The 21,139-nt window shown below is 64.6% G+C and carries 23 protein-coding genes; 12 read left to right on the forward strand and 11 right to left on the reverse strand.

Going from position 1 to position 21,139, the window contains the following annotated elements:
• The first annotated feature begins 6 nt into the window (after positions 1–6).
• Together FJ424_RS03850 and deoA are read left to right on the forward strand one after the other, a co-directional pair.
• On the forward strand, positions 7–810 hold the full coding sequence (locus tag FJ424_RS03850) for a purine-nucleoside phosphorylase (protein WP_140651395.1): 804 nt from the start codon (positions 7–9) through the stop codon (positions 808–810).
• Positions 810–2,126 carry a thymidine phosphorylase gene (gene deoA / locus FJ424_RS03855; protein ID WP_140651397.1) on the forward strand — a complete coding sequence of 439 codons (1,317 nt, stop codon included), beginning with the start codon at positions 810–812 and terminating at the stop codon, positions 2,124–2,126. The genes FJ424_RS03850 and deoA overlap by 1 nt, the downstream gene beginning before the upstream one ends.
• A gap of 6 nt (positions 2,127–2,132) precedes the next feature.
• Here deoA and FJ424_RS03860 read toward each other — a convergent pair whose 3' ends face one another.
• From FJ424_RS03860 to FJ424_RS03870, 3 genes are all read right to left on the reverse strand, one after another.
• A complete protein-coding gene (locus FJ424_RS03860; protein WP_140651399.1) occupies positions 2,133–2,699 on the reverse strand; it encodes a TIGR02281 family clan AA aspartic protease in 567 nt (188 codons plus the stop codon).
• 106 nt (positions 2,700–2,805) lie between these two features.
• The gene (upp, locus tag FJ424_RS03865) at positions 2,806–3,435 is read right to left on the reverse strand and encodes a uracil phosphoribosyltransferase (RefSeq protein WP_027165262.1); all 630 of its coding nucleotides are present in this window, start codon (positions 3,433–3,435) and stop codon (positions 2,806–2,808) included.
• 157 nt (positions 3,436–3,592) lie between these two features.
• The gene (locus FJ424_RS03870) at positions 3,593–4,567 is read right to left on the reverse strand and encodes an adenosine deaminase (RefSeq protein ID WP_140651401.1); all 975 of its coding nucleotides are present in this window, start codon (positions 4,565–4,567) and stop codon (positions 3,593–3,595) included.
• Between the two features lie 168 nt (positions 4,568–4,735).
• Here FJ424_RS03870 and ubiE point away from each other — a divergent pair, with 168 nt between their 5' ends.
• The 5 genes from ubiE (at position 4,736) to coaBC (ending at position 9,130) form a co-directional block, all read left to right on the forward strand.
• Positions 4,736–5,512, forward strand: coding sequence for a bifunctional demethylmenaquinone methyltransferase/2-methoxy-6-polyprenyl-1,4-benzoquinol methylase UbiE (gene ubiE / locus FJ424_RS03875; RefSeq protein ID WP_140651403.1), 777 nt, complete (start codon positions 4,736–4,738; stop codon positions 5,510–5,512).
• 43 nt (positions 5,513–5,555) lie between these two features.
• Positions 5,556–7,130, forward strand: coding sequence for a 2-polyprenylphenol 6-hydroxylase (gene ubiB, locus FJ424_RS03880; protein ID WP_140651405.1), 1,575 nt, complete (start codon positions 5,556–5,558; stop codon positions 7,128–7,130).
• A gap of 85 nt (positions 7,131–7,215) precedes the next feature.
• Positions 7,216–7,473, forward strand: a complete 258-nt coding sequence (locus FJ424_RS03885; protein WP_140642420.1) for a plasmid stabilization protein — start codon at positions 7,216–7,218, stop codon at positions 7,471–7,473.
• Positions 7,474–7,475: 2 nt separating this feature from the next.
• Complete coding sequence (locus tag FJ424_RS03890) at positions 7,476–7,898, forward strand: type II toxin-antitoxin system VapC family toxin (protein WP_140651407.1); 423 nt, start codon at positions 7,476–7,478, stop codon at positions 7,896–7,898.
• A complete protein-coding gene (coaBC, locus tag FJ424_RS03895) occupies positions 7,895–9,130 on the forward strand; it encodes a bifunctional phosphopantothenoylcysteine decarboxylase/phosphopantothenate--cysteine ligase CoaBC (protein WP_140651409.1) in 1,236 nt (411 codons plus the stop codon). Before FJ424_RS03890 ends, coaBC begins: the two co-directional genes overlap by 4 nt.
• Before the next feature lie 38 nt (positions 9,131–9,168).
• Here the strand turns inward: coaBC and FJ424_RS03900 are convergent, their stop codons facing one another.
• The 6 genes from FJ424_RS03900 to FJ424_RS03925 all read right to left on the reverse strand — a co-directional run bounded on the left by FJ424_RS03900 (position 9,169) and on the right by FJ424_RS03925 (position 14,225).
• Positions 9,169–10,620 (reverse strand): MFS transporter, encoded by a 1,452-nt coding sequence (locus FJ424_RS03900; protein ID WP_181181970.1) that lies wholly within the window; start codon positions 10,618–10,620, stop codon positions 9,169–9,171.
• 228 nt (positions 10,621–10,848) lie between these two features.
• Positions 10,849–11,325, reverse strand: coding sequence for a DUF992 domain-containing protein (locus FJ424_RS03905; RefSeq protein ID WP_140651411.1), 477 nt, complete (start codon positions 11,323–11,325; stop codon positions 10,849–10,851).
• A gap of 213 nt (positions 11,326–11,538) precedes the next feature.
• On the reverse strand, positions 11,539–12,390 hold the full coding sequence (locus tag FJ424_RS03910; protein ID WP_140651413.1) for a tetratricopeptide repeat protein: 852 nt from the start codon (positions 12,388–12,390) through the stop codon (positions 11,539–11,541).
• Positions 12,391–12,522: 132 nt separating this feature from the next.
• Complete coding sequence (rpsU, locus tag FJ424_RS03915; RefSeq protein WP_027165252.1) at positions 12,523–12,789, reverse strand: 30S ribosomal protein S21; 267 nt, start codon at positions 12,787–12,789, stop codon at positions 12,523–12,525.
• A gap of 179 nt (positions 12,790–12,968) precedes the next feature.
• Positions 12,969–13,355, reverse strand: a complete 387-nt coding sequence (locus FJ424_RS03920) for an SET domain-containing protein-lysine N-methyltransferase (RefSeq protein WP_140642404.1) — start codon at positions 13,353–13,355, stop codon at positions 12,969–12,971.
• 111 nt (positions 13,356–13,466) lie between these two features.
• The gene (locus FJ424_RS03925) at positions 13,467–14,225 is read right to left on the reverse strand and encodes an SDR family oxidoreductase (RefSeq protein ID WP_140651415.1); all 759 of its coding nucleotides are present in this window, start codon (positions 14,223–14,225) and stop codon (positions 13,467–13,469) included.
• A gap of 252 nt (positions 14,226–14,477) precedes the next feature.
• Here FJ424_RS03925 and FJ424_RS03930 point away from each other — a divergent pair, with 252 nt between their 5' ends.
• From FJ424_RS03930 to FJ424_RS03950, 5 genes are all read left to right on the forward strand, one after another.
• Complete coding sequence (locus FJ424_RS03930; protein ID WP_140651417.1) at positions 14,478–15,731, forward strand: sarcosine oxidase subunit beta; 1,254 nt, start codon at positions 14,478–14,480, stop codon at positions 15,729–15,731.
• Positions 15,732–15,803: 72 nt separating this feature from the next.
• Positions 15,804–16,100: a sarcosine oxidase subunit delta gene (locus FJ424_RS03935; protein WP_140651419.1), complete on the forward strand. Its 297-nt coding sequence runs from the start codon at positions 15,804–15,806 to the stop codon at positions 16,098–16,100.
• A complete protein-coding gene (locus FJ424_RS03940) occupies positions 16,097–19,090 on the forward strand; it encodes a sarcosine oxidase subunit alpha (protein ID WP_140651420.1) in 2,994 nt (997 codons plus the stop codon). The genes FJ424_RS03935 and FJ424_RS03940 overlap by 4 nt, the downstream gene beginning before the upstream one ends.
• On the forward strand, positions 19,083–19,667 hold the full coding sequence (locus FJ424_RS03945; RefSeq protein ID WP_140651422.1) for a sarcosine oxidase subunit gamma: 585 nt from the start codon (positions 19,083–19,085) through the stop codon (positions 19,665–19,667). Before FJ424_RS03940 ends, FJ424_RS03945 begins: the two co-directional genes overlap by 8 nt.
• Before the next feature lie 86 nt (positions 19,668–19,753).
• Positions 19,754–19,978: a hypothetical protein gene (locus tag FJ424_RS03950; protein WP_140642392.1), complete on the forward strand. Its 225-nt coding sequence runs from the start codon at positions 19,754–19,756 to the stop codon at positions 19,976–19,978.
• A 103-nt stretch (positions 19,979–20,081) separates the two neighbouring features.
• Here the strand turns inward: FJ424_RS03950 and FJ424_RS03955 are convergent, their stop codons facing one another.
• Both FJ424_RS03955 and FJ424_RS03960 read right to left on the reverse strand, forming a co-directional pair.
• Entirely contained in the window at positions 20,082–20,312 is a 231-nt protein-coding gene (locus tag FJ424_RS03955) for a DUF680 domain-containing protein (RefSeq protein WP_140642390.1), read from the reverse strand.
• 167 nt (positions 20,313–20,479) lie between these two features.
• Positions 20,480–21,124 (reverse strand): TetR/AcrR family transcriptional regulator, encoded by a 645-nt coding sequence (locus FJ424_RS03960; RefSeq protein WP_140651424.1) that lies wholly within the window; start codon positions 21,122–21,124, stop codon positions 20,480–20,482.
• Between the last annotated feature and the right edge of the window lie 15 nt (positions 21,125–21,139).

Consider the following 21,139-nt stretch of genomic DNA (forward strand, 5'->3'; position numbering starts at 1 on the left):
GTTGAAATGAAGGAAGCGCTGGATCATCTGGTCGAGAAGCTGGACGGGCTGGCGCCCGCGGCCGCGCTTGTGCTGGGCTCGGGCCTTGGCGGTCTGGTCGACCAGGTCAAGGATGCCAGGCGCATCTCCTATGCCGAACTGCCGGGCTTCCCGCGCAGCGGTGTTTCCGGCCATGCCGGCGAGGTTGTTGCCGGGCATTTCGCCGGCACGCCGGTGCTGATGCTGTCCGGGCGCGCGCATTATTACGAGCATGGCAATGCCGCGGCGATGCGGCCGGCGCTGGAGGTGCTTGCCGGCATCGGCATCTCGCATTTGATCCTCACCAATGCCGCCGGCTCCGTCGATCCTGAAATGGGGCCGGGCTCGGTGATGCTGATCACCGACCACATCAATTTCTCCGGCTCCAACCCGTTGATCGGCGAGCCGAGCGACCGCCGCTTCGTCGGTCTCACCGAGGCCTACGATGCCGGCTTGCGCGGCGCGATCGAGAAGGCGGCGAAGGCGACCGGCACGGCATTGCACCAGGGCGTCTATATGTGGTTTTCCGGACCCTGCTTCGAGACGCCGGCCGAGATCCGCATGGCGCGCGTCATGGGCGCGACGGCGGTCGGCATGTCGACCGTGCCGGAGGTCATCCTCGCCCGCTTCCTCGGACTCAAGGTCGCTGCATGCTCGGTGATCACCAACCTGGCGGCCGGCATGACCGGGGCGGAGCTCTCGCACCAGGAAACCAAGGACATGGCGCCGGTCGGCGGCGCGCGGCTGGCGACGATCCTGCGGCGCGTCTTCCAGGACGGCTTGCCCGACTGATGCTGCCGCAGGAGATCATCCGCCGCAAGCGCGACGGCCACAGACTCTCGGCCGACGAGATCGCGGCCTTCGTCGCAGGGCTGACGGCCGGCACCATCGCCGAGGGCCAGGTCGGCGCTTTCGCCATGGCAGTGTTCCTCAACGGCATGAGCCGCGAGGAGGCGGTGGCGCTGACGCTCGCCATGCGCGATTCCGGCGACGTGCTCGACTGGTCCGACCTGCCGGGGCCGGTCACCGACAAGCATTCGACCGGCGGCGTCGGCGACAATGTCTCGCTGATGCTGGCGCCGATCGTCGCCGCCTGCGGCGCCTATGTGCCGATGATATCGGGCCGTGGCCTCGGCCACACCGGCGGCACGCTGGACAAGATGGATGCCATCCCTGGCTATGCCAGCCAGCCGGACGTGGCGCTTTTCCGCAAGACGGTGCTCGAGACTGGTTGCGCCATCATCGGCCAGACCGCCGATTTGGCACCCGCCGACCGCAGGCTCTACACGATCCGCGACGTGACGGGAACCGTCGAATCGGTCCCGCTGATCACCGCCTCGATCCTGTCGAAGAAGCTTGCCGCGGGCTTGGGCTCGCTGGTGCTCGACGTCAAGGTCGGCAACGGCGCCTTCATGGAAAAGTCGCGCGATGCGGTCGCGCTGGCGAACAGCCTGGTCGAGGTCGCCAATGGCGCCGGCCTGAATGCATCCGCGCTGGTGACGGGCATGAACGAGCCGCTGGCTTCGGCGGCCGGCAACGCGGTCGAGGTGCGAAATGCCGTCGATTTCCTCACCGGCCGATATCGCGACCGCCGGCTGGAGGACGTTACGCTGGCGCTGGCGGCCGAGATGCTGCAGTCGGCGGGGCTCGTCTCGTCTCACCAGGACGGTATCAGGCGCGGCACCGAGGCGCTTGCCGGAGGCCGTGCGGCAGCCGTCTTCGCGCGAATGGTGGCGGTGCTTGGCGGTCCCGGCGATTTCATCGAGAAACCGGAAAAGTATCTGCCGACAGCGCCGGTCGAATTGGCCGTGAAAGCGGAACAGGACGGGTTCGTGACCGGCATCGCCACGCGCGATATCGGGCTTGCCGTCGTCACGCTCGGTGGCGGGCGTTCCCGTCCCGACGACAAGATCGATCATGCTGTCGGTCTGACCAGGCTGTTGCCGGTCGGCGCCGAGGCGCGCCCGGGCGAGGCCCTGGCGCTGGTGCATGCCCGCACCGACGCCGAGGCCGAGGCGACAGCGGCCGCCGTGCGTGCCGCCTATACGATCGGGGGTTCCAAGCCGCCCGCCGAAAAGACCGTGCTCAGGCGGATATTGCCTCGCTGATCGGCCTTACTGAACGAGCAGCAGCGAGCCGTCCTGGACCTGGTATTTCTGCAGGCGCTGCAGGAAGCTCATGCCGATCAGGTTGGTCTGCAGCGCCCTGTCGTCGAGCACCATCGCCTGGACGTTGTCGACCGATATCTTGCCGATCTGCAGGCGCTCGACCGTCACCACGGCGGCCTTGATCGCCCCGTTGGCAGTGTTCACCTGGCGATTGAAGTCGGACGGGTTGAGCGAGATGCCGATCCTGCGGGCGGTCGAGGTGTTGATGGCGACCAGCGTCGCGCCGGTGTCGATCATGCCGTCGATCTGGCGGCCGTTGAGCTTGAACTGCGACGTGAAGTGACCGCGCCCGTCGGCATTGACCAGCACCTGGCGGCCGAGCGGCATTGGCGTCGCCGGCTTGTCCGGGACCGAAGCGAGATTGACCTGCGGCTCTGCCTTCGGCGCAGCCGGCTGCGAGGCGACGGTCGATTTCAACAAGCCGTCCACCAGATGCGGATTCGCCTGATAGACGATCGGAATCGAAGCCGAGGTTCCGGCAAAGATGCCAAGGATAAGAAGCTTGCGCAGCATGGATGCCCCTTAAATCGAGGTCGCATCCTTGCGCCGACGTGGTGTTTTCCGCCTTAACGTGCGCCGGAACCGCGCGGTTGTGTAAACGCGTGGTAAACGGATGCGCTCATTTTGTGCCGTACATGCGGTCGCCGGCGTCGCCAAGGCCGGGCATGATGTAGCCCTTGTCATTCAACTGCCGGTCTATCGAGGCGGTGAAGATCGGCACGTCCGGATGCGCCTTGGTGAAGCGCTCGATGCCTTCGGGGGCGGCAAGCAGGCAGAGGAAGCGGATGTTGGTGGCACCGCGGCCTTTCAGCTTGTCGATCGCAGCGATCGCGGAATTGGCGGTCGCCAGCATCGGATCGACGACGATCACCAGGCGGTCGGCGAGATCGCTCGGCGCCTTGAAGAAATACTCGACCGCTTCCAGCGTCTCATGGTCGCGGTAGAGGCCGATATGGGCGACGCGTGCCGCCGGCACCAGGTCGAGCAGGCCCTCGAGCAGGCCGTTGCCGGCGCGCAGCACCGAGGCGAAGACCAGCTTCTTGCCTTCCAGCGTCGGCGCCTCCATCTCCTCGATCGGCGTCTCGATCATGGTCGTGGTCAGTTCGAGATTGCGGGTCACCTCATAGCCGAGCAGAAGTGAAATCTCGCGCAGCAGCCGCCGGAAACCTGCCGTCGAGGTCTCCTTCTTGCGCATGATGGTCAGCTTGTGCTGGACGAGGGGGTGGTCGACGACGGTGACGCCCTGCATGATGTGCTCCGACTGGTTCGGGGTAGTAGTCAGTAGTGAGTAGTGAATAGTGAGCCGATTTGCGAGTCCTCGCCTCGGGGAAAGCTCTGGCCTTCAACCGATCTATGCGCGCTCGGCCAAATCCATAACTACTGACTACCGACTACTCCCTACTCACTCACCGCACCTTCACGTCCAACCGGCCTAGCAGCATCACCTTGGTCTTCTTGTCCACGAAGGCCGCCTCGATGGCCGTCCTGGTGATCTCCGCGAGCGCCTTGTCGTTCATGGCGAAATGCTCGGCCGCGATATCGTATTCGCGCTTCAGCGAGGTCCAGAAATAGGGCGGGTCGTCGGAGTTAAGCGTCACCTTGCAGCCGGCGGCGCGCAGCGCCGGAAAGGGATGGTCGGCGAAGCTGCCGAACACCTTCAGCGCGATGTTGGAGCCAGGGCAGCATTCCAGCACCACGCCCTCGGCGGCGATGCGGCGGACGAGATCCGCGTTTTCGATGGCGCGAACGCCATGGCCGATGCGTGACGGGCGGATGTGGTCGAGGGCCGCCTTGACACTTTCCCAGCCCATCAGCTCGCCGGCATGGATGGTGATGCCGAGGCCCGCCTCGCGCGCGATCTCGAAGGCGCGCACATAGTCCTCGACATCGCCGATGCGCTCGTCGCCGGCGACGCCGAAGCCGGTCACCAGCGGATGGCCGCAGCGCGCCGCGAAGCGCGCCGCCTGCTCGATCGCCTCAACCCCGACATGGCGCACGCCGGTGACGATCATGCGGCCCTCGATGCCGGTCTTGGCCTTGGCGCGGGTCATGCCTTCGCCCAGCGCGTCCGTATAGGCTTTTGGCGACAGCCCAGCCTTTTTGGCATGGTCCGGCGAGGTGAAAACCTCGGAATAGATGGCGCCGTCGCGGGCGAGGCTGGTCAGGTAATAGTCGGCGAGGCGCGCATAATCCTCTTCGGTGCGAAACAGGTCGGAAGCGAAATCGTAGGCGGCCAGAAACGAGGTGAAATCGTGCCAGATGAAGGAGCCTTCCTGGATATAGGGGGAAGGGTCCTTGCCATATTTGCGGGCCTGGCTGACGACGAGCTCGGGCGCCGCCGCCCCTTCGATGTGGCAATGCAGTTCGGCCTTCAAAATCATGCGGTCATCTCGTCCGATATGCTGCTCTCGCGCAGATTCTGGCCGGAAAATCATGCGTGACCTTTCCCTGCCGGGTTTTGAAGGCGCGGCCGAAAACCGCGCCTTGGACAATAGCGTCGGCACCATCGATCGGCTATGGTCCCGCCGGTTTTATGACGGATCAAAATAATGTCAGTTGAGAGAACCACGGCCGCGGGCGGCATGGAAACCTCCTATGGTTTCAGGAGGGTCCGGGAAGGCGAGAAGCAGCCCCTCGTCAACGACGTCTTCCACAAGGTGGCCAATCGATACGATCTGATGAACGATCTGATGTCGGCTGGGTTGCATCGGTTGTGGAAGGACGCGATGGTCGCCTGGCTGAACCCTCCCAAAAAGGTGGGCTGGAAGGTGCTCGACGTCGCCGGGGGCAGCGGCGATATCGCCTTCCGCATCGTCGAGGCCAGTCAGCGACAGGCCCATGCCACGGTGCTCGACATCAATGGCTCGATGCTGGCCGTCGGCCGCGACCGCGCCGAGAAGCAGGGCCTTGCGGCAAACACCGACTTTGTCGAGGCCAATGCCGAGGAATTGCCTTTCAACGATGAGTCCTTCGACGCCTATACGATCGCGTTCGGCATTCGCAACGTGCCGCGCATCGAAGTCGCGCTTGCCGAAGCCTATCGCGTGCTGAAGCGGGGCGGACGGTTTCTGTGCCTGGAGTTCTCCGAGGTCGACATGCCGTTGCTCGACAAGGCCTATGAGGCCTGGTCGTTCAATGCGATCCCCAAGATCGGCAAGGCGGTCACCGGCGATGGCGAGCCCTATTCCTACCTTATCGAATCCATCCGCAAATTCCCCAACCAGCAGAATTTCGCGGCGATGATTACCCGCGCCGGCTTCGACCGCGTCACATTCCGCAACTATTCGGGCGGCATCGCCGCCCTTCATTCCGGCTGGAAGCTTTGAGGCGCGGCCCCTTGCAGCAGGCCCCTTTGACACAGGCAGGGCTATGAGCAGCGTCGCCGCCGCCTTTCGGCTCGCCAGGGCCGGCTGGGTGCTGGTCCGCGAGGGCGTCGTCGCGGCGTTGCCTGGCGAAGAACTGTCCGGCATGCCGAAATTCGGCTGGCGCGTGGCGCGGCTTTTTACCCGCCGCCGGGCGCTGAGCTATCAGCGCGGCGACCGGCTGGCGCGAGCGGTGGTGCGGCTTGGACCCTCCTACGTCAAGCTCGGCCAGTTCCTGGCGACGCGGCCCGATGTCGTCGGCAACGACATGGCGCTGGACCTCGCGCTGTTGCAGGACAAGATGCACACCTTCCCGAAAGCGGAAGCGGTCCATGCGATCGAAGCCTCGCTCGGGCGCAGGATCGACGATCTCTATGCCAGGTTCGGGGATCCCGTTGCCGCCGCCTCGATCGCGCAGGTGCATGGCGCCGACGTGGCTCGTGACGGAACGACGTCGCGCGTGGCGGTGAAGGTCATCCGACCCGGCGTGCGCCGCCGCTTCTTCCAGGATCTCGAAAGCTATTTCCTTGCTGCCCATCTGCAGGAAAGATACATCCCCTCGTCGCGCCGGCTGCGTCCGGTCGAGGTGACCCAGACGCTGGCGCAGACCACCAAGGTCGAGATGGACTTGAGGCTCGAGGCGGCCGCGCTTTCGGAACTCGGCGAGAACACCAAGGACGATCCGGGCTTTCGCGTGCCCGCGGTTGACTGGGAGCGCACCGGCCGCGACGTGCTCACCATGGAGTGGATCGACGGCACCAAGATGAACGACATCGCCGGCCTTGCCAATGCCGGTCATAACCTCAAGGCGATCGCCGCCAATCTGGTCCAGTCGTTCCTCAGGCACACGTTGCGCGACGGCTTCTTCCATGCCGACATGCATCCGGGCAACCTGTTCGTCGAAGCCAATGGCACCATCGTCGCCGTCGATCTCGGCATTGCAGGCCGGCTCGGCAAGAAGGAGCGGCGCTTCCTCGCCGAAATTCTCTACGGCTTCATCGTGCGCGACTATCAGCGCGTCGCCGAGGTGCATTTCGAGGCGGGCTACGTGCCGCGTCAGCACAATGTCTCGGCCTTCGCGCAGGCGATCCGCGCCATCGGTGAGCCGATCCACGGCCAGTCGGCCGAGACCATTTCGATGGCGAAGTTGCTGACGCTGCTGTTCGAAGTCACCGAGCTGTTCGATATGGCGACGCGGACCGAGTTGGTGCTTTTGCAAAAGACCATGGTGGTGGTCGAAGGCGTCGCCCGCACGCTCGATCCGGCCTTCAACATGTGGAAGACTTCCGAGCCTGTGGTCAGCGACTGGATCGCGGGCAATCTCGGCCCGCGCGGCATGCTCACCGACGCGCGCGACGGCGCCAAGGCGCTATTGACGCTGGCACGACAGGCGCCGGACCTTGCCACCCGTACCGACCGGCTGTCGCGCGAGATCGACCTGATGGCCGAGAACGGCCTGCGCTTCGACGAAGCGACGGCCCGCGCCATCGGCAAGGCCGAAGCGCGCCACACCCGCTCCGGCCGCGTGGCGCTATGGGTGATCGCGCTGACGCTGATCTACATCGCCTGGAAATTGCTGTGATCGTATCAAATGACAGCAATGCAAGCATTGCTGTCATTGAAAGCAGCTCTTTTATGTCCTATCTTGCAGGGTAAGGAGCAGAGATATGGGCACACTTACGATCCGCAATCTCGATGACAGCGTGAAGCAAAAACTACGTGAGCGAGCTGCAGTAAGAGGAGTCTCGATGGAGGAGGAAGCGCGTAGTGTTCTCGCCAAGAGCGTTTTGTCGGACGGGTCGGGTTATGATGTGCACGGCGAGTCACTTTACGCAGCGATTCGTCGGCTAGTTGAGCCTCATGGCGGCTTCGATATTGAGCTGCCGGAGCGTGGCCCCGCGCGCGAGCCGCCAAAATTCGATTGACCATGTTCGTGCTGGATACGAACGTTATTTCGGAAACTTTCAAGCCGCAGCCAGATGCGGGAGTAGCCGCTTGGATGGAAAGTTCGTTTGGGAGGCGCTCTTACGTCACGGCGATGACCAAAGCGGAACTGCTCGTAGTCCTGGCAAATATGCCGGATGGGAAGCGTAAGGCTGCTCTGGGTAGCGTGATCGGGGCGTTTTTCACGATGAAGCTCAAGACCCCTGTGCTTGCGTTCGGAGATCGTGAGGCTGAGGCGTACGCAGAGATTGTTTCGAAGAGACGGGTTCTGGGGCATCCTATTCGTGAATTTGACGCGCAGATCGCCTCGGTTGCTCTCTGTCGGAGTTTTGCTGTGGTGACAAGGAATGTGGCCGACTTTGTTGATTGTGGCATTTACATAGTCAATCCTTGGGAGGGAGCATGACTCTTTCCGGCAAGCGCATCCTGCTCATCATCGGCGGCGGCATCGCCGCCTACAAGGCGCTCGACCTCATCCGGCGGCTGCGCGAGCGTGGCGCGTCGGTGCGGGTGGCGATGACGTCGGCCGCGCAGGAATTCGTCACCACGCTTTCGGTCGGCGCGCTTTCGGCCGATCATGTCTTCACCGAGCTGTTCGACCGCAAGGACGAGCACGATGTCGGCCATATAAGGCTGTCGCGCGAAGCCGACTTGCTGGTGGTGGCGCCGGCCACCGCCGATTTGATGGCGAAGCTCGCCAATGGCCATGCCAACGACCTTGCCTCGACGGTGCTTCTTGCCACCGACAAGAAGGTGCTGATGGCGCCGGCGATGAACCCGAAAATGTGGGCGCATGCTGCCACGCGCCGCAACCGGGCGACTTTGCTGAAGGACGGCATCGCCTTTGTCGGTCCCGCCAAGGGCGAGATGGCGGAAAGCCACGAAGCGGGTGAGGGCCGCATGGCCGAACCGCTGGAGATCGTCGCCGCGATCGAAGCCATGCTCGACGAGAAGCCGAAGCCGCTTGCCGGCCGCAGGATCATCGTCACCTCCGGGCCGACGCATGAGCCGATCGACCCGGTGCGCTACATCGCCAACCGCTCCTCGGGCAAGCAGGGCCACGCGATAGCGGCCGCGCTGGCGAAGCTCGGCGCCGATGTGCGGCTGGTTTCCGGTCCGGTCACCATCGCCGATCCGGCCGGCGTCGTGACCACGCATGTCGAAACAGCTGCCCAGATGAAGGACGCGGTCGAGCGCCTGCTGCCGGCGGATGCCGCCGTGTTTGTCGCGGCGGTCGCCGACTGGCGCACCGCCAACGCCGCCGGCGAGAAGATCAAGAAGGTGGCTGGCGAGGGGCCGCCTTCGCTGGAGATGGTCGAGAACCCGGACATCCTGGCCGGCATCGGCCATCACGCGCAGCGGCCGGGCCTCATCGTCGGCTTCGCCGCCGAGACGCAGGATCTGATCGCCAATGCCGAGGCCAAGCTCAAGAAAAAGGGCGCGGACTTCATCGTCGCCAATGACGTCTCGCATGAAAGCGGCATCGGGCCGTCCGGCGTGATGGGCGGCGACCGCAACAAGGTGCGCATCGTCTCCAGGACCGGTGTCGAGGAATGGCCGGAAATGGGCAAGGACGAGGTGGCGGCGCGGCTCGCCGCGCTGATTGCCGAGCGGCTGCAGCAAACTGTCGTGGTCTGAGCGGCAAGCCCGCGTTTCGGTCGTTGCCGTCGCCGCAGTCAACCCGCCGCAAGTCGCGGCCGGTTCGCTGTGGAGAAGATCCTCAGCGCCGCCAGGCAGCCGAACACGCCGAGCGGCACGAAGGCCAGGTACAGCCAACTGGCGACGGAAGCGGCCGCTTCCCGGTTCAGCCCTTCGGAGAAGCCGCTGGCATTGGCGATGATGCCGGCAAGCGCGGCGCCGACGGCATAGCCGATGCGCTGCATGGTCGGCACTGCGGCCGAGGCGATGGTTTGCTCGTCCGGCGCCGCCGACGCCACGATGATGCGGGTCAGGAACGGCCAGGCGATACCGAAGCCGCCGCCCTGCAAAAGGGCGCAGAGCAGGATCAGCGGGATCGAGCCGGCAGGGATCGTATAGGCGAAGCCGGCAATTCCGCATGCAATCATCAGCGCGCCGACGAGGATGATCGAGCGTTCGCGTTCCGGCGGGGCATTGGCGACGAGGATCGACAGTATCGACCATGAGATCGACTCGGCGGCGATGATGTAGCCGCTGGTGAGCAGAGGTATGTCGTGCAGCGTGGTCAGAAGCAGCGGCCCGTATATGCCAAAGGAACAGGTCGCCACCGAAAAGGCGGCGACCATGGTCATGCCGGTGCCGAGCGGCGCGCGCCATGAAAACAGATCTGACGGGAACAGGCGCGACCGGGGTCTCAGCCCATCGACCCTGACGAACAGCGCCAGGCCGATCAGGCCAAGGCAAAGCAGCAGCGACGAGCGCAGCAGGGCTATGTCGACGCCGGCGGTCGCGATCAGCACCACGCTGACGGCAAGGCAGGCGAGCGCGCCATAGGGGAAGGGCGGCGCGGCATCGGCCGAAACCTGCGGACGCGACGCGCCGGCGGTGTTGAGAACGGTGAGGCTGGCAAGCGCAACCGCGATGCCGCCCAGCGTGAAGATGCCGACCGCCCAGCGCCAGGACAGAAGCTCGACCATGATCGCCCCGATCATCGGGCCGCTGAAGGCGGCGATGCCCCAGATCGCCGACATCACGCCGAAAAGCTGGGGCCAGATGCTGCGCGGAAAGAGCCGCTCGACGGAGACGAAGGCAAGCGACACCAGCGCGCCGCCGCCGAAGCCTTCGATCAGCTGCCCGGCGAGGAACTGGGTCATCGAGGGCGCGACGGCGCTCAACAGCGCGCCGGCCGCGTAGAGGGTGGCGGCGACCGCCATGTTGCTGCGCAGGCTGACATAGCTGACGAGCCGTCCGGCCGCGGCGCCGGCGGTGATGGCGCCAAGCTCGTAGATCGCCAGCGACCAGCCGACGAGCTGCACGCCGTCGAGTTCGCCGACCATCGCCGGCATCACCGTCGCCACCATCGTCTCGTTGGTGGCGTAAAGCAGGATGCCGAGATTGATGAAGCAGAACCGCGCCAGATCGCCGCTCGCCCACAGCGCCCGCCAATCCACCCTCTTGCTGGCCACCTTGTTGCCGCTCGCTGCCGTCACGCCGATCTCCTGCTTGTTTTGCGCACCTCATCCGCGTTGCGAACGAGGGGCAAGATCCAGTTCGGCAGGGCTTGTAGAACCTCAAGCGCAGTTGAGCTCAAGAGGCTTTTTCGCGGATTTCGAGGCAAGCCACCATTTGCGCCGAAGGGATCCGGCTTTCCAAAGCACTCGGCCCGGAACAGATGTTCCGGGCCGAGTGCGGCGCAATGAATTTGAAAAGCCGAGGGCTCACTTGTAGGAGTGGACGAGATCCAGCGAGGCCACCGCGACGGCCAGGTTGAGGCCGGTCTGTGCCTGGACGCTGAGCGGCTCCAGCATGAAGGCGCCGTCAAGGCCGCCGACCAGGAGGTTGGCGCCGCCGCCGGTCACGACGCTCGCCTCGGCGTTGACGCCGTAATAGCTGCCGGCGAGGTCGCCCGCGTCGTGATGACGTGTGGCGGCAAGCACTGCCCAGACGAGCTGGCCCTGATGCGTCTTGCCGACGTCGACGCCGAGTTTGGAGATCATCCCGGTATAAATCTCGGCCGGGCCATGATGGGAGGGGCGGAAGGTGCAGGAGACGCCCTTGTTCGACGTGATGACGTAGCCGACGCCGCCGTCGATCGTGCAATCGAGCGTACCGAGCCGGAGCGTGCCGGCGCTGACCGGAGAAGCGAGGACCGTGGCGGCAAGCGCGGCAGCGGCACAGGCAAGTGTTTTGATCATTGGAAAGGTCCTTTCGCGAAAATCTTGGCCCCGGCTTAAACGATCGAGGTGCACGGAGCGTTCCGCCGAAAACTTGGCGCGAACATGGCAAAGATTAACGCGTTGGACTGGGCGGTTAACGGATCGCTATCGGCGTCTCCGCGGCGCAACACTGCGCTCGCAGGCGGACCCGTAAGTCGTGCAAGACACCTTATTTTCGGCGCCAGCTTCCGATCAGCTGGCGTTGCCACCGGTGCGCGACAGGCCGTCCTTGGCCGGCTGATAGTTCGGGTCGAGGTGGATGGCCTCGCGGTAGGACTTGGCTGCCCTTCCCTTGTCGCCGCGCTTTTCGTAGATCAGCGCCTGGTTGGCCCAGGCCTCGGCGTTCTTGCCGTCGAGCTTGATGGCCATGTTGAAGTCGGAGAAGGCGTTGTCCTCGTCACCCGTCGCCAGATAGGAGAGGCCGCGGCCGTTGTACGGCTCGGCGGCGTCGGGCGCCAGCGAGATGGCGGTCGAGAAATCCTCGATGGCGAATTTGTGCTGGCCCTGGCTCTGATAGATCAGGCCGCGATTGTGGTAGGCGCGGGCATCGGTGGTGTCGAGCTGGATCGCCTTCTGGAAGTCGTTGAAGGCATCCTGGGTGCGGCCTGCCTTGCGGTAGAGATTGCCGCGGCCGATATAGGCGGCGTCGTAGTTGGCGTTGATCTGGATCGAGCGGTTGTAGTCGGCCAAAGCGGCTTCCTGATTGCCGAGGAAGCGCTGGATCAGCGCGCGGTTCGAATAGGCCTGGTAGAAGTTCGGGTTGAGCTGGATCGCCTGGTTGAAGTCCTTGAGCGCAGCCTGGTACTGGCCGCCGCGGCCATAGGCCGAGCCACGCACGTTATAGCCCTCGGGATCCTGCGGATTGCGCTGGATGACCGCCGAAAGCGAGGAGATGTTCTCGCTCGACCCTTGCGCCTTGTCGATCGAGTTGAACTCACCCGTCGGGGTCGTCTGGCATGCTGCAAGCGTCAGACCCGAAAGCAGGGCCGCCGTCAGGGCGAAGCCGCGAAAAGCGGTTTTGCGCTCCACGGAAATTGCGTTCATCTTTGTCCTCACTGCCGCAGCGCCGTCAGTCCGTTCCCTCTCCGAACCGGCTCCTATGCATAAACAAAAAGGTGGCGGCGATTCCGCATCGCGCCACCCTCGGTATCCTTCGAAAAGGACGAAAAATAGGCGTTATGAGCGCGGCGAGCGCGATGCGCCGGCAGCACCAGCCGGAGCCGGGCGCGGGGTCATCGGCAGCAGGCCTTCGCGCTGGGCGCGCTTGCGGGCCAGCTTGCGGGCGCGGCGCACGGCCTCGGCCTTCTCGCGGGCACGCTTCTCGGACGGCTTCTCGTAGTGACCGCGCATCTTCATTTCGCGGAAAATACCTTCGCGCTGCATTTTCTTCTTCAGCGCGCGAAGCGCCTGATCAACGTTGTTGTCGCGGACGAGTACCTGCACGGGCAATCCTGTCTTCGGGTTTGATATCGATAGGCACACAGCCATAGCCGCCATGCCTCCGCGGCGGGTTGCACCGCGAATTGTGGGCGGCTGATAGCAGAATCATGCCGCACTGTCCACCGCTGATTGCAGGAAACCGCGATCAAAATCCCGCGTGTCCCGTCGTGACGGCCGGAGCACTATGCGGTCGCCAGATGCAGGCGGGCGAAATCCTCGAAAAACTCGCCATAATCGCAGGTGATTTCCTCGCCGGCGGCAATGTCGCGAATGGCGGTGGCGCCGCCATATTGCGAGAAATCCGTGTTCGGCCGCTCGGAATGGTTCATGAAGCGGCCATTGTCGACCTCATAGACCATGAAGCCCGGCTTGTCCGGGCTCGGATAGGCGTAGCGGTCGAGCAGTTCCTTGAGATGCGCGGGAGCGGTCTCGTATTTCTCCATCGGGACCAGCCGGTCGAAATCGGGATCGAGCCGCCAGATCGAGGCGCCTCTCCTGATCGGCTCGGCGGCGAAAACGCCGACGCCTTCGATGGCGCTCTGGGCGACATAGGTTCTGATCAGCAGCATCGTTCCGGTCCGTTTTTCGACGGGAAACGAAAATCGTCAAAACAGACCGGAATGCAAGGGTGCAGTCGCAAGATTTTAGCGGATGAGCATGTCTGCCGCCCGCCAAACGGATCACGTCCGGTTGATTGACACGCCGCCATCGGCAAACAGCGCGGTTCCGGTGGTGAAACTCGAAGCATCCGAGGCGAGATAAAGCGCCGAGCGGGCAATCTCTTCTGGTTGCGCCATGCGCTTGAGCGCGTGAATGCCTTCGACGAAAGCGCGCGCCTCCGGCGTCGTGGTCGTGGCGCCGGGCGTGTCGGTGCCGCCGGGCAGCAGCGCGTTGACGCGCAATCCCCTCGGCCCGTATTCGGCGGCCAGCACCTGCGTCAGGCCGGTCAGGCCGGCCTTGGCGGCGGCATAAGCCGCCATGCCTGGCATGCCGGCGGTGTAGCCGACGAAGCTCGAGGTGAAGATCAGCGAGCCGCCGCCGCGTTCCAGCATGGTCGGGATCTGATGCCTGGCGGCGAGGTAAGCGCTGGTCAGGTTGGTGTCGATCGTCTCCTGCCAGATCGCCGGCGCCATGTCGGTCACCGGTCCCATCACGCCGACGGCGCCGGCATTGTTGAAGGCGATGTCGAGGCCGCCGAACCTTTCGACCGCGAGTTCGACGAGCGCCTTCGCGTAGGCCTCGTCCCTTACATCGCCGGCAAGCTTAACCGCTGTGCCGCCGGCATCCTCGATCTCGCCGACGAGCGCGTCGAGTTCGGCCTGGCGGCGCGCCGCGACGACGAGGCTCGCGCCCTGGTCGGCGAACAGTCTGGCTGTGGCGCGGCCGATACCGGAGCTGGCGCCCGTCACGATGGCGACCTTGTTTGTCAGGGTGAACATGTCCTTGCATCCTTCCTTTGTGCCTGGCTTGCCGGCGGTTGGATGCTTGGTCGCAAATCGGTATGAATGCAGCCACCCGAAAGCTGCCTTGCCATCGGCGCGCGGGCATTACGCGGCACGGCGCAAAACGGCAAGTGCCGTCGCAAACAGCGCAAGGATGACAGCGCGGTTTCGCTAGTGATACACCTCGCGCGCCGAGGCGGGAATGCCCGGCCGCAAATCCGCGAAAGCTACTGGCGCGAGGCCTGAAACGTGAAGAAATACTCGGTATTCGCCATTGCCCGCGAGGCCATGCGCGGCCACAAGGGCTGGGAAGAGCAGTGGACGTCGCCCGAGCCGAAGAAGGAATACGACGTCATCATCGTCGGCGCCGGCGGGCATGGCCTGGCGACGGCCTATTATCTGGCGAGCGAGCACGGCATCACCAACGTCGCGGTGCTGGAAAAGGGCTGGCTCGGCGGCGGCAACACCGGCCGCAACACCACCATCATCCGCTCCAACTACCTTTATGACGAAAGCGCCGGCATCTACGATCATGCGCTGAAGCTGTGGGATGGGCTGAGCCAGGAGCTCAACTACAACGTCATGTATTCGGCGCGTGGCGTGATGATGCTGGCGCACAATGTCCACGACGTCCAGGTCTTCAAGCGCCACATCCATGCCAACCGCCTCAACGGCATCGACAATGAATGGCTGACGCCGGAAGAGGCGAAGGAATTCTGTCCGCCGCTCAACATCTCCAAGGACGCGCGCTATCCGGTGATGGGTGCCGCGTTGCAGCGGCGCGGCGGCACGGCGCGCCACGACGCGGTCGCCTGGGGCTATGCGCGCGGCGCCTCGGCGCGCGGCGTGCACATCATCCAGAACTGCGAGGTCACCGGCATCAAGCGCGCGGCCAATGGCGCGGTCAGCGGCGTGGAGACGACGCGCGGCTTCATCGGCGCCAAGAAGGTCGGCGTGGTCGCGGCCGGTCATTCCTCCGTTATCATGAACATGGCCGGCGTGCGCATGCCGCTCGAAAGCTATCCGCTGCAGGCGCTGGTGTCGGAGCCGATCAAGCCGGTCGTGCCCTGCGTGGTGATGTCGAACACCGTGCACGCCTATATCTCGCAGTCGGACAAGGGGGAACTGGTGATCGGCGCCGGCACCGACCAGTATGTCTCCTATTCGCAGACCGGCGGCCTGCACATATTGCAGCATACGCTCGACGCCATCTGCGAGATGTTCCCGATTTTCACCCGCATGAAGATGCTGCGCTCCTGGGGCGGCATCGTCGACGTGACGCCCGACCGCTCGCCGATCCTGGCAAAGACGCCGGTGCAGGGCCTCTATGTCAATTGCGGCTGGGGCACCGGCGGCTTCAAGGCGACGCCCGGCTCGGGCAACGTCTTCGCGCACACGATCGCCAAGGACGAGCCGCACCCGATCAACGCGCCCTTCACGCTCGAGCGTTTCCGCACGGGACGCCTCATCGATGAAGCGGCCGCGGCGGCGGTGGCGCACTGATGATGGCTCAGCCGCTTTGCTTTCACTCGGCCGACGCGCGCGCCGGTCACGGCAAGTTTTAGGATCACACAGATGCTTCTCATCCGCTGCCCCTATTGCGAGGAAGAGCGCCCGGAACTCGAGTTCCGCAATGCCGGCGAGGCGCATGTCGTGCGCTCAGCCAACATTGCCGGCGAGAGTGACGACGATTTCGAGAAATTCTTCTTCATCCGCGCCAATCCGAAGGGCGTCATCTATGAGCGCTGGCGGCACATCCATGGCTGCGCGCGCTTCTTCAACGCCGTCCGCGACACCGTCACCGACAAGTTCGTCATGACCTACAAGGCCGGCGAACCGAAGCCGGCGAAACTGCCTGGAGCCGCGAAATGAGCGCTGCATTCCGTATCTCCGGCGCCGGTCGCCTCAGCCAGGCGAAGACCGCATCGTTCAGCTTCGACGGCCAGGCCTATTCCGGCATCGAGGGCGATACGCTGGCCTCGGCGCTGCTCGCCAACGGCGTGCATCTGGTCGGCCGCTCGTTCAAGTACCACAGGCCGCGCGGCTTCCTGTCGGCCGGCGCGGAAGAACCTAACGCGCTGGTGCAGATCGTGCGCGACGATGCGCGCAAGACGCCCAATGTGCGCGCCACCGTGCAGGAGCTCTATGACGGGCTGACGGCCAATTCGCAGAACCGCTGGCCGTCGCTTGCCTTCGACGTCGGCGCCGTCAACGACATCGCCTCGCCGATGTTCTCGGCCGGCTTCTACTACAAGACCTTCATGTGGCCGAAGTGGGCGTGGAAGGATCTCTACGAGCCGAAGATCCGCGCTGCGGCGGGCCTCGGCGTTTCGCCGGAGAAGCCGGATCCGGACCATTATGCCGCCCGCTACGCGCATTGCGAGGTGCTGGTGCTGGGAGGCGGCGCCGCCGGCATTGCAGCTGCCCTTGCCGCCGCCGAAACGGGCGTGCGGGTGATCCTCGCCGACGAGCAGGCCGAATTCGGCGGCAGCCTGCGCTTCGAGAGCGGCGCCAGGATCGACGGCCAGAACGGCTTTGCCTGGGCTCAAGGCGCGATCGCCAGGCTCAAGGCGATGGACAATGTGCGCGTGCTGTCGCGCACGACTGCTTTTGGGTACTACGCGCAGAACTTCGTCGGCCTGGTCGAGCGGGTCAGCGACCATCTCAAGAGCCCGGGCCGCGAGCTGGCGCGCGAGCGCCTGTGGCAGGTTCGCGCCAATCGCGTCGTCATCGCCACCGGCGCCATCGAGCGCCACATGGTTTTCGCCAACAACGACCGTCCGGGCGTCATGCTGGCTTCGGCGGCGCGCACCTACCTCAACCATTATGGCGTGGCGGTCGGCAGGAATGTCGGCGTCTATACGGCCAACGATTCCGCTTACGCCGCCGCGATCGATCTCAAGAAGGCGGGCGTCAATGTCGCTGCCATCGTCGACCTGCGCGACAATCCCGCCGGCGCGGTGATCGACGAGGCGAGGGCGCTCGGCATCGAGATCAATTTCGGCCGCGCCGTGGTCAGCGCCGGCGGCAAATTGCGCGTGTCGTCGATGACGGTGCAGCCGAAGAATGGCGGCGGCGAGCGGACCATCCCGGTCGACGCGATCCTGATGTCGGCCGGCTGGACGCCGTCGGTGCATCTGTTCTCGCAGTCGCGCGGCAAGGTCGCCTTCAACGACGAGACCAAGCGCTTCGTGCCCGGCACCTATGCGCAGGACTGCGTCTCGGCCGGTGCCTGCAACGGCACGGACGGACTGGACGCGACGGTCGACGAGGCCTATGCGGCCGGCGCCAAGGCGGCGAAGGACGCCGGCGGCAGCGCCAGGAAGAGCGCCAAGCCGAAGGTCGATGCCGGCGAGAGCTGGTCGCGCGGCATGCTGGGCGCCGGGCCCGGCGCCGGGCAGGGCACAACGGTCAAGGCCTTCGTCGATTTCCAGAACGACGTCACCGCCAAGGACATCCGCCAGGCGGTGCATGAAGGCATGCACTCGATCGAGCACGTCAAGCGCTTCACCACCAACGGCATGGCGACCGACCAGGGCAAGACGTCGAACATGCATGGCCTGGCGATCGCCGCCGAGGAACTCGGCAAGCCGATCCCGCAGGTCGGCCTCACCACGTTCCGCGCGCCCTATACGCCGGTGACGTTCGGCTCGATCGTCGGCCACGCGCGGGGTGCGCTCTTCGACCCGACCCGCCGCACGGCAACGCATGGCTGGGCCGCGTCGCAAGGTGCTGTGTTCGAGGATGTCGGTCACTGGAAGCGCGCCTGGTATTTCCCCAAGGCCGGCGAGGACATGCACGCCGCCGTCGACCGCGAATGCGTGACGGTGCGAAAAGTGGGCGGCCTGTTCGACGCCTCGACGCTCGGCAAGATCGAGGTGGTCGGGCCGGATGCGGCGAAGTTCATGGAACTGCTCTACACCAACCCGTGGGAGAAGCTGGAAACTGGCCGCTGCCGCTACGGCATCATGCTGCGCGAGGACGGCTTCATCTATGATGACGGCGTCGTCGGCAGGCTGGCGCCCGACCGCTTCCATGTGACGACGACGACTGGCGGCGCGCCGCGCGTGATGAACCACATGGAGGATTACCTCCAGACCGAGTTCCCGCATCTCAATGTCTGGCTGACCTCGATCACCGAACAGTGGGCGGTCATAGCCGTCCAAGGGCCGAAGTCGCGTGACATCATCGCGCCGCTGGTTGAAGGCATCGACATGTCGGACGAGGCGATGCCGCATATGTCGGTGCGCGAGGGCAAGATCTGCGGCGTGCCCACGAGGCTGTTCCGCATGTCCTTCACCGGCGAGCGCGGTTTTGAAGTGAACGTGCCTGCCGATTACGGCGAGGCGGTCTGGGAAGCGCTGTGGGCTGAAGGCCAGAAGCATGGCGCGACTGCTTATGGCACGGAAGCGATGCACGTGCTGCGCGCCGAGAAGGGCTACATCATCGTCGGCCAGGACACCGACGGCACGGTGACGCCGAACGATGCCGGGCTCGACTGGGCGGTCGGCAAGAAGAAGACCGATTTCGTCGGCATCCGCGGCCTGACCCGGCCGGACCTTGTAGCCAAGGGCCGCAAGCAGCTCGTGGGCTTGAAGACCAAGGATCCGAAGGTCGTGCTGGAAGAGGGCGCGCAGATCGTCGCCGACCCGAAGCAGCCGATCCCGATGAAGATGATCGGCCACGTCACCTCCAGCTATTGGTCGGAGAATTGCGGCCGCTCGATCGCCCTGGCGCTGGTCGCCGGCGGTCGCGACCGCATGGGGCAGACGCTCTACGTGCCGATGCCGAACGGCACGATCGAGGTGGAAGTCACCGGCATGGTGTTCGTCGACGAGAAGGGAGAACGCCTCAATGGCTAAGGCCGCCGCCAAGACAAAAGCCGCTGCTGCCGCGCCTTCCGTCGAGCGGCGGCCGGCATTCGCCGGCCGCACGGTCTCGGCGCCGGGCGTAAAAGTGGAGATGCTGCCGCCGGCCGAACGCATCTCGCTGCGCGCGCCGCAGGCTTCGGTCGCAGCACTTTCCAAGGCGCTCGGTGTGACGCTGCCGGCCAAGCCGAAGACCTCGGCGACCAAGGACGGACGCATGGCGCTGTGGCTCGGGCCGGACGAATGGCTGATCATCGACGAGGCGGGCAACGATCCGCTCGCCGACTGTGCCAAGGTGACGGCGCTGCATTCGGCGGTCGGCATCTCGCACCGCAATGTCGCAATCTCGGTCACCGGGCCAGCGGCCGCGATGACGGTCAATTCGGGCTGTCCGCAGGACCTGTCGCTCGAGGCTTTCCCGGTGGGTGCTGCCTCGCGCACCATTCTCGGCAAATCCGAGATCGTGCTGTTGCGCATCGCGGCCGACGCGTTCCGTGTGGAGTGCTGGCGTTCCTTCGCGGACTATGTCTTTACTCTGCTGTCGGAAGCGGCGAGCGACGCGGCGAACTGATCTTTGCGCCACGCTATCCGAAGGGATGCGGCGTGGCAGGAACCATCGCCGATCCAGCCCGTTCTTGCGACTTGAGGGAGACCGCGATGCCATCCAAATCCGCGCCGAAATCGCCCAGGAAGACTTCGGCCGTCCGCTCGCTCGAGCGTGAGAAGCATCGCCAGGTCGAGGACGAGGAACTCGAGGAAGGCCTCGAGGACACATTCCCAGCCAGCGATCCGGTGTCGATCACCAGCACCACCATTCCCGGCGCTCCCGCCAAAACCGGCAAGGCCAAGACGGTACCCGGGAGCAAGCCGCGCAAGAAATAGGTGCTGTCGCCGACCGTTTCAGTTGGCGCCATACAGGTGGATACGAAACGGGCGGCCGGATGCCACCCGTTTCGATGTTGAGATCTTAAAAGCCGGCCGGCACTTAGAGGCCGGGCACGAACCACGGGCTGACATCGATGCCGAGCCGCGGGCTCTTCGTCGTCTTGTTGGCGTCCGCCTTTTCGACCGAACCGGTCGACGTGCAGTCGAGTTTCACGCTGGCGTTGGTCTGAGCGCAAGCCGCGGGGGCATGCTTGGCCGGCTGGCTCGCGCCAGCGAAAGCAGCACCCGAGAAAGCCAGCACGGTGGCGAGCGCAAGGAGGGTCTTCTTCATTTTCCGTCTCCAGTCAATCTCGTCGTACACGTACGATACGGCGTACAAATACGGTTAATAGAGTCGGAATTCAAGGAGGAATCTGTACGTGTACGACAAATTTTTTTGAACACAGGAATTCGCCGCCGCAAATCAGGCGAAGCGATGCGAGCCGACGATCAAAGAGATCAGCAGTTGACGGGCGTTGCGGTCAGCGGCGGAATATCCTGCGCCTGCAACCCCACAAGCGTGAAATCGCACATGCGCTTCACATAGGCCTGGGCGTCGCCGAACGGATAAAAGGGAAAGGTGATCAAGAGCGAAATCGTGCCGTGGCCCACGGTCCACAGCATGGTCGCGATGGCGCGCGGGTCGCCCTTAAGTCTGCCGGCGGCAACGCAGGCCTCGACGCGTTTGATCAGCACCTTCATGGCCGGATTGCCCTCTTCCATGTCCTCGTAGCTGCGTCCTTCGGGCAGCTTGGTCTTCTCGGTCATGAAGACGGTGCGGTATTCGTTGGGATTGCCGAGCCCGAAAGCCGCGTACTCGGTCATCACCGCCTTGAGCGCCTCGATCGGGTCGTCGGCGGGGTGGTCCTCGATGCGACGAGCGAGCGTCTCGAAGGCGTCTTCGGCCAGCGCGAACAGGATGTCCTGCTTGTCGGCGAAATAGGAATAGACCGACATCGGCGCGTAGCCGACGCGCTTGGCGAGCTTGCGGATGGTGAGGCCCTCGTAACCCTCTTCCTGCACCAGCTTGTGAGCCGCCGCGACCAGTTCGGAGCGAAGCTCCGCCTTCTGTTTTTCGCGGCGTTTCTGAACGCTCAGCGTCAATGTCCGCTGCCTTTG

Source organism: Mesorhizobium sp. B3-1-8 (assembly GCF_006439495.1).
In the GTDB taxonomy this organism is placed as follows: domain Bacteria; phylum Pseudomonadota; class Alphaproteobacteria; order Rhizobiales; family Rhizobiaceae; genus Mesorhizobium.

Excerpts from the sequence above, each read along its gene's own strand:
- FJ424_RS03925 (WP_140651415.1), bottom strand. The coding sequence starts at position 14,225 with ATGTTCACCCTGACAAACAAGGTCGCCATCGTGACGGGCGCCAGCTCC.
- upp (WP_027165262.1), bottom strand. The coding sequence starts at position 3,435 with ATGCAGGGCGTCACCGTCGTCGACCACCCCCTCGTCCAGCACAAGCTG.
- FJ424_RS03935 (WP_140651419.1), top strand. The coding sequence starts at position 15,804 with ATGCTTCTCATCCGCTGCCCCTATTGCGAGGAAGAGCGCCCGGAACTC.
- FJ424_RS03860 (WP_140651399.1), bottom strand. The coding sequence starts at position 2,699 with ATGCTGCGCAAGCTTCTTATCCTTGGCATCTTTGCCGGAACCTCGGCT.
- ubiE (WP_140651403.1), top strand. The coding sequence starts at position 4,736 with ATGTCAGTTGAGAGAACCACGGCCGCGGGCGGCATGGAAACCTCCTAT.
- FJ424_RS03905 (WP_140651411.1), bottom strand. The coding sequence starts at position 11,325 with ATGATCAAAACACTTGCCTGTGCCGCTGCCGCGCTTGCCGCCACGGTC.
- FJ424_RS03885 (WP_140642420.1), top strand. The coding sequence starts at position 7,216 with ATGGGCACACTTACGATCCGCAATCTCGATGACAGCGTGAAGCAAAAA.
- FJ424_RS03950 (WP_140642392.1), top strand. The coding sequence starts at position 19,754 with ATGCCATCCAAATCCGCGCCGAAATCGCCCAGGAAGACTTCGGCCGTC.
- FJ424_RS03920 (WP_140642404.1), bottom strand. The coding sequence starts at position 13,355 with ATGCTGCTGATCAGAACCTATGTCGCCCAGAGCGCCATCGAAGGCGTC.
- FJ424_RS03850 (WP_140651395.1), top strand. The coding sequence starts at position 7 with ATGAAGGAAGCGCTGGATCATCTGGTCGAGAAGCTGGACGGGCTGGCG.
- FJ424_RS03940 (WP_140651420.1), top strand. The coding sequence starts at position 16,097 with ATGAGCGCTGCATTCCGTATCTCCGGCGCCGGTCGCCTCAGCCAGGCG.
- FJ424_RS03910 (WP_140651413.1), bottom strand. The coding sequence starts at position 12,390 with ATGAACGCAATTTCCGTGGAGCGCAAAACCGCTTTTCGCGGCTTCGCC.
- deoA (WP_140651397.1), top strand. The coding sequence starts at position 810 with ATGCTGCCGCAGGAGATCATCCGCCGCAAGCGCGACGGCCACAGACTC.
- FJ424_RS03890 (WP_140651407.1), top strand. The coding sequence starts at position 7,476 with ATGTTCGTGCTGGATACGAACGTTATTTCGGAAACTTTCAAGCCGCAG.
- FJ424_RS03945 (WP_140651422.1), top strand. The coding sequence starts at position 19,083 with ATGGCTAAGGCCGCCGCCAAGACAAAAGCCGCTGCTGCCGCGCCTTCC.
- ubiB (WP_140651405.1), top strand. The coding sequence starts at position 5,556 with ATGAGCAGCGTCGCCGCCGCCTTTCGGCTCGCCAGGGCCGGCTGGGTG.
- FJ424_RS03870 (WP_140651401.1), bottom strand. The coding sequence starts at position 4,567 with ATGATTTTGAAGGCCGAACTGCATTGCCACATCGAAGGGGCGGCGGCG.
- coaBC (WP_140651409.1), top strand. The coding sequence starts at position 7,895 with ATGACTCTTTCCGGCAAGCGCATCCTGCTCATCATCGGCGGCGGCATC.
- FJ424_RS03955 (WP_140642390.1), bottom strand. The coding sequence starts at position 20,312 with ATGAAGAAGACCCTCCTTGCGCTCGCCACCGTGCTGGCTTTCTCGGGT.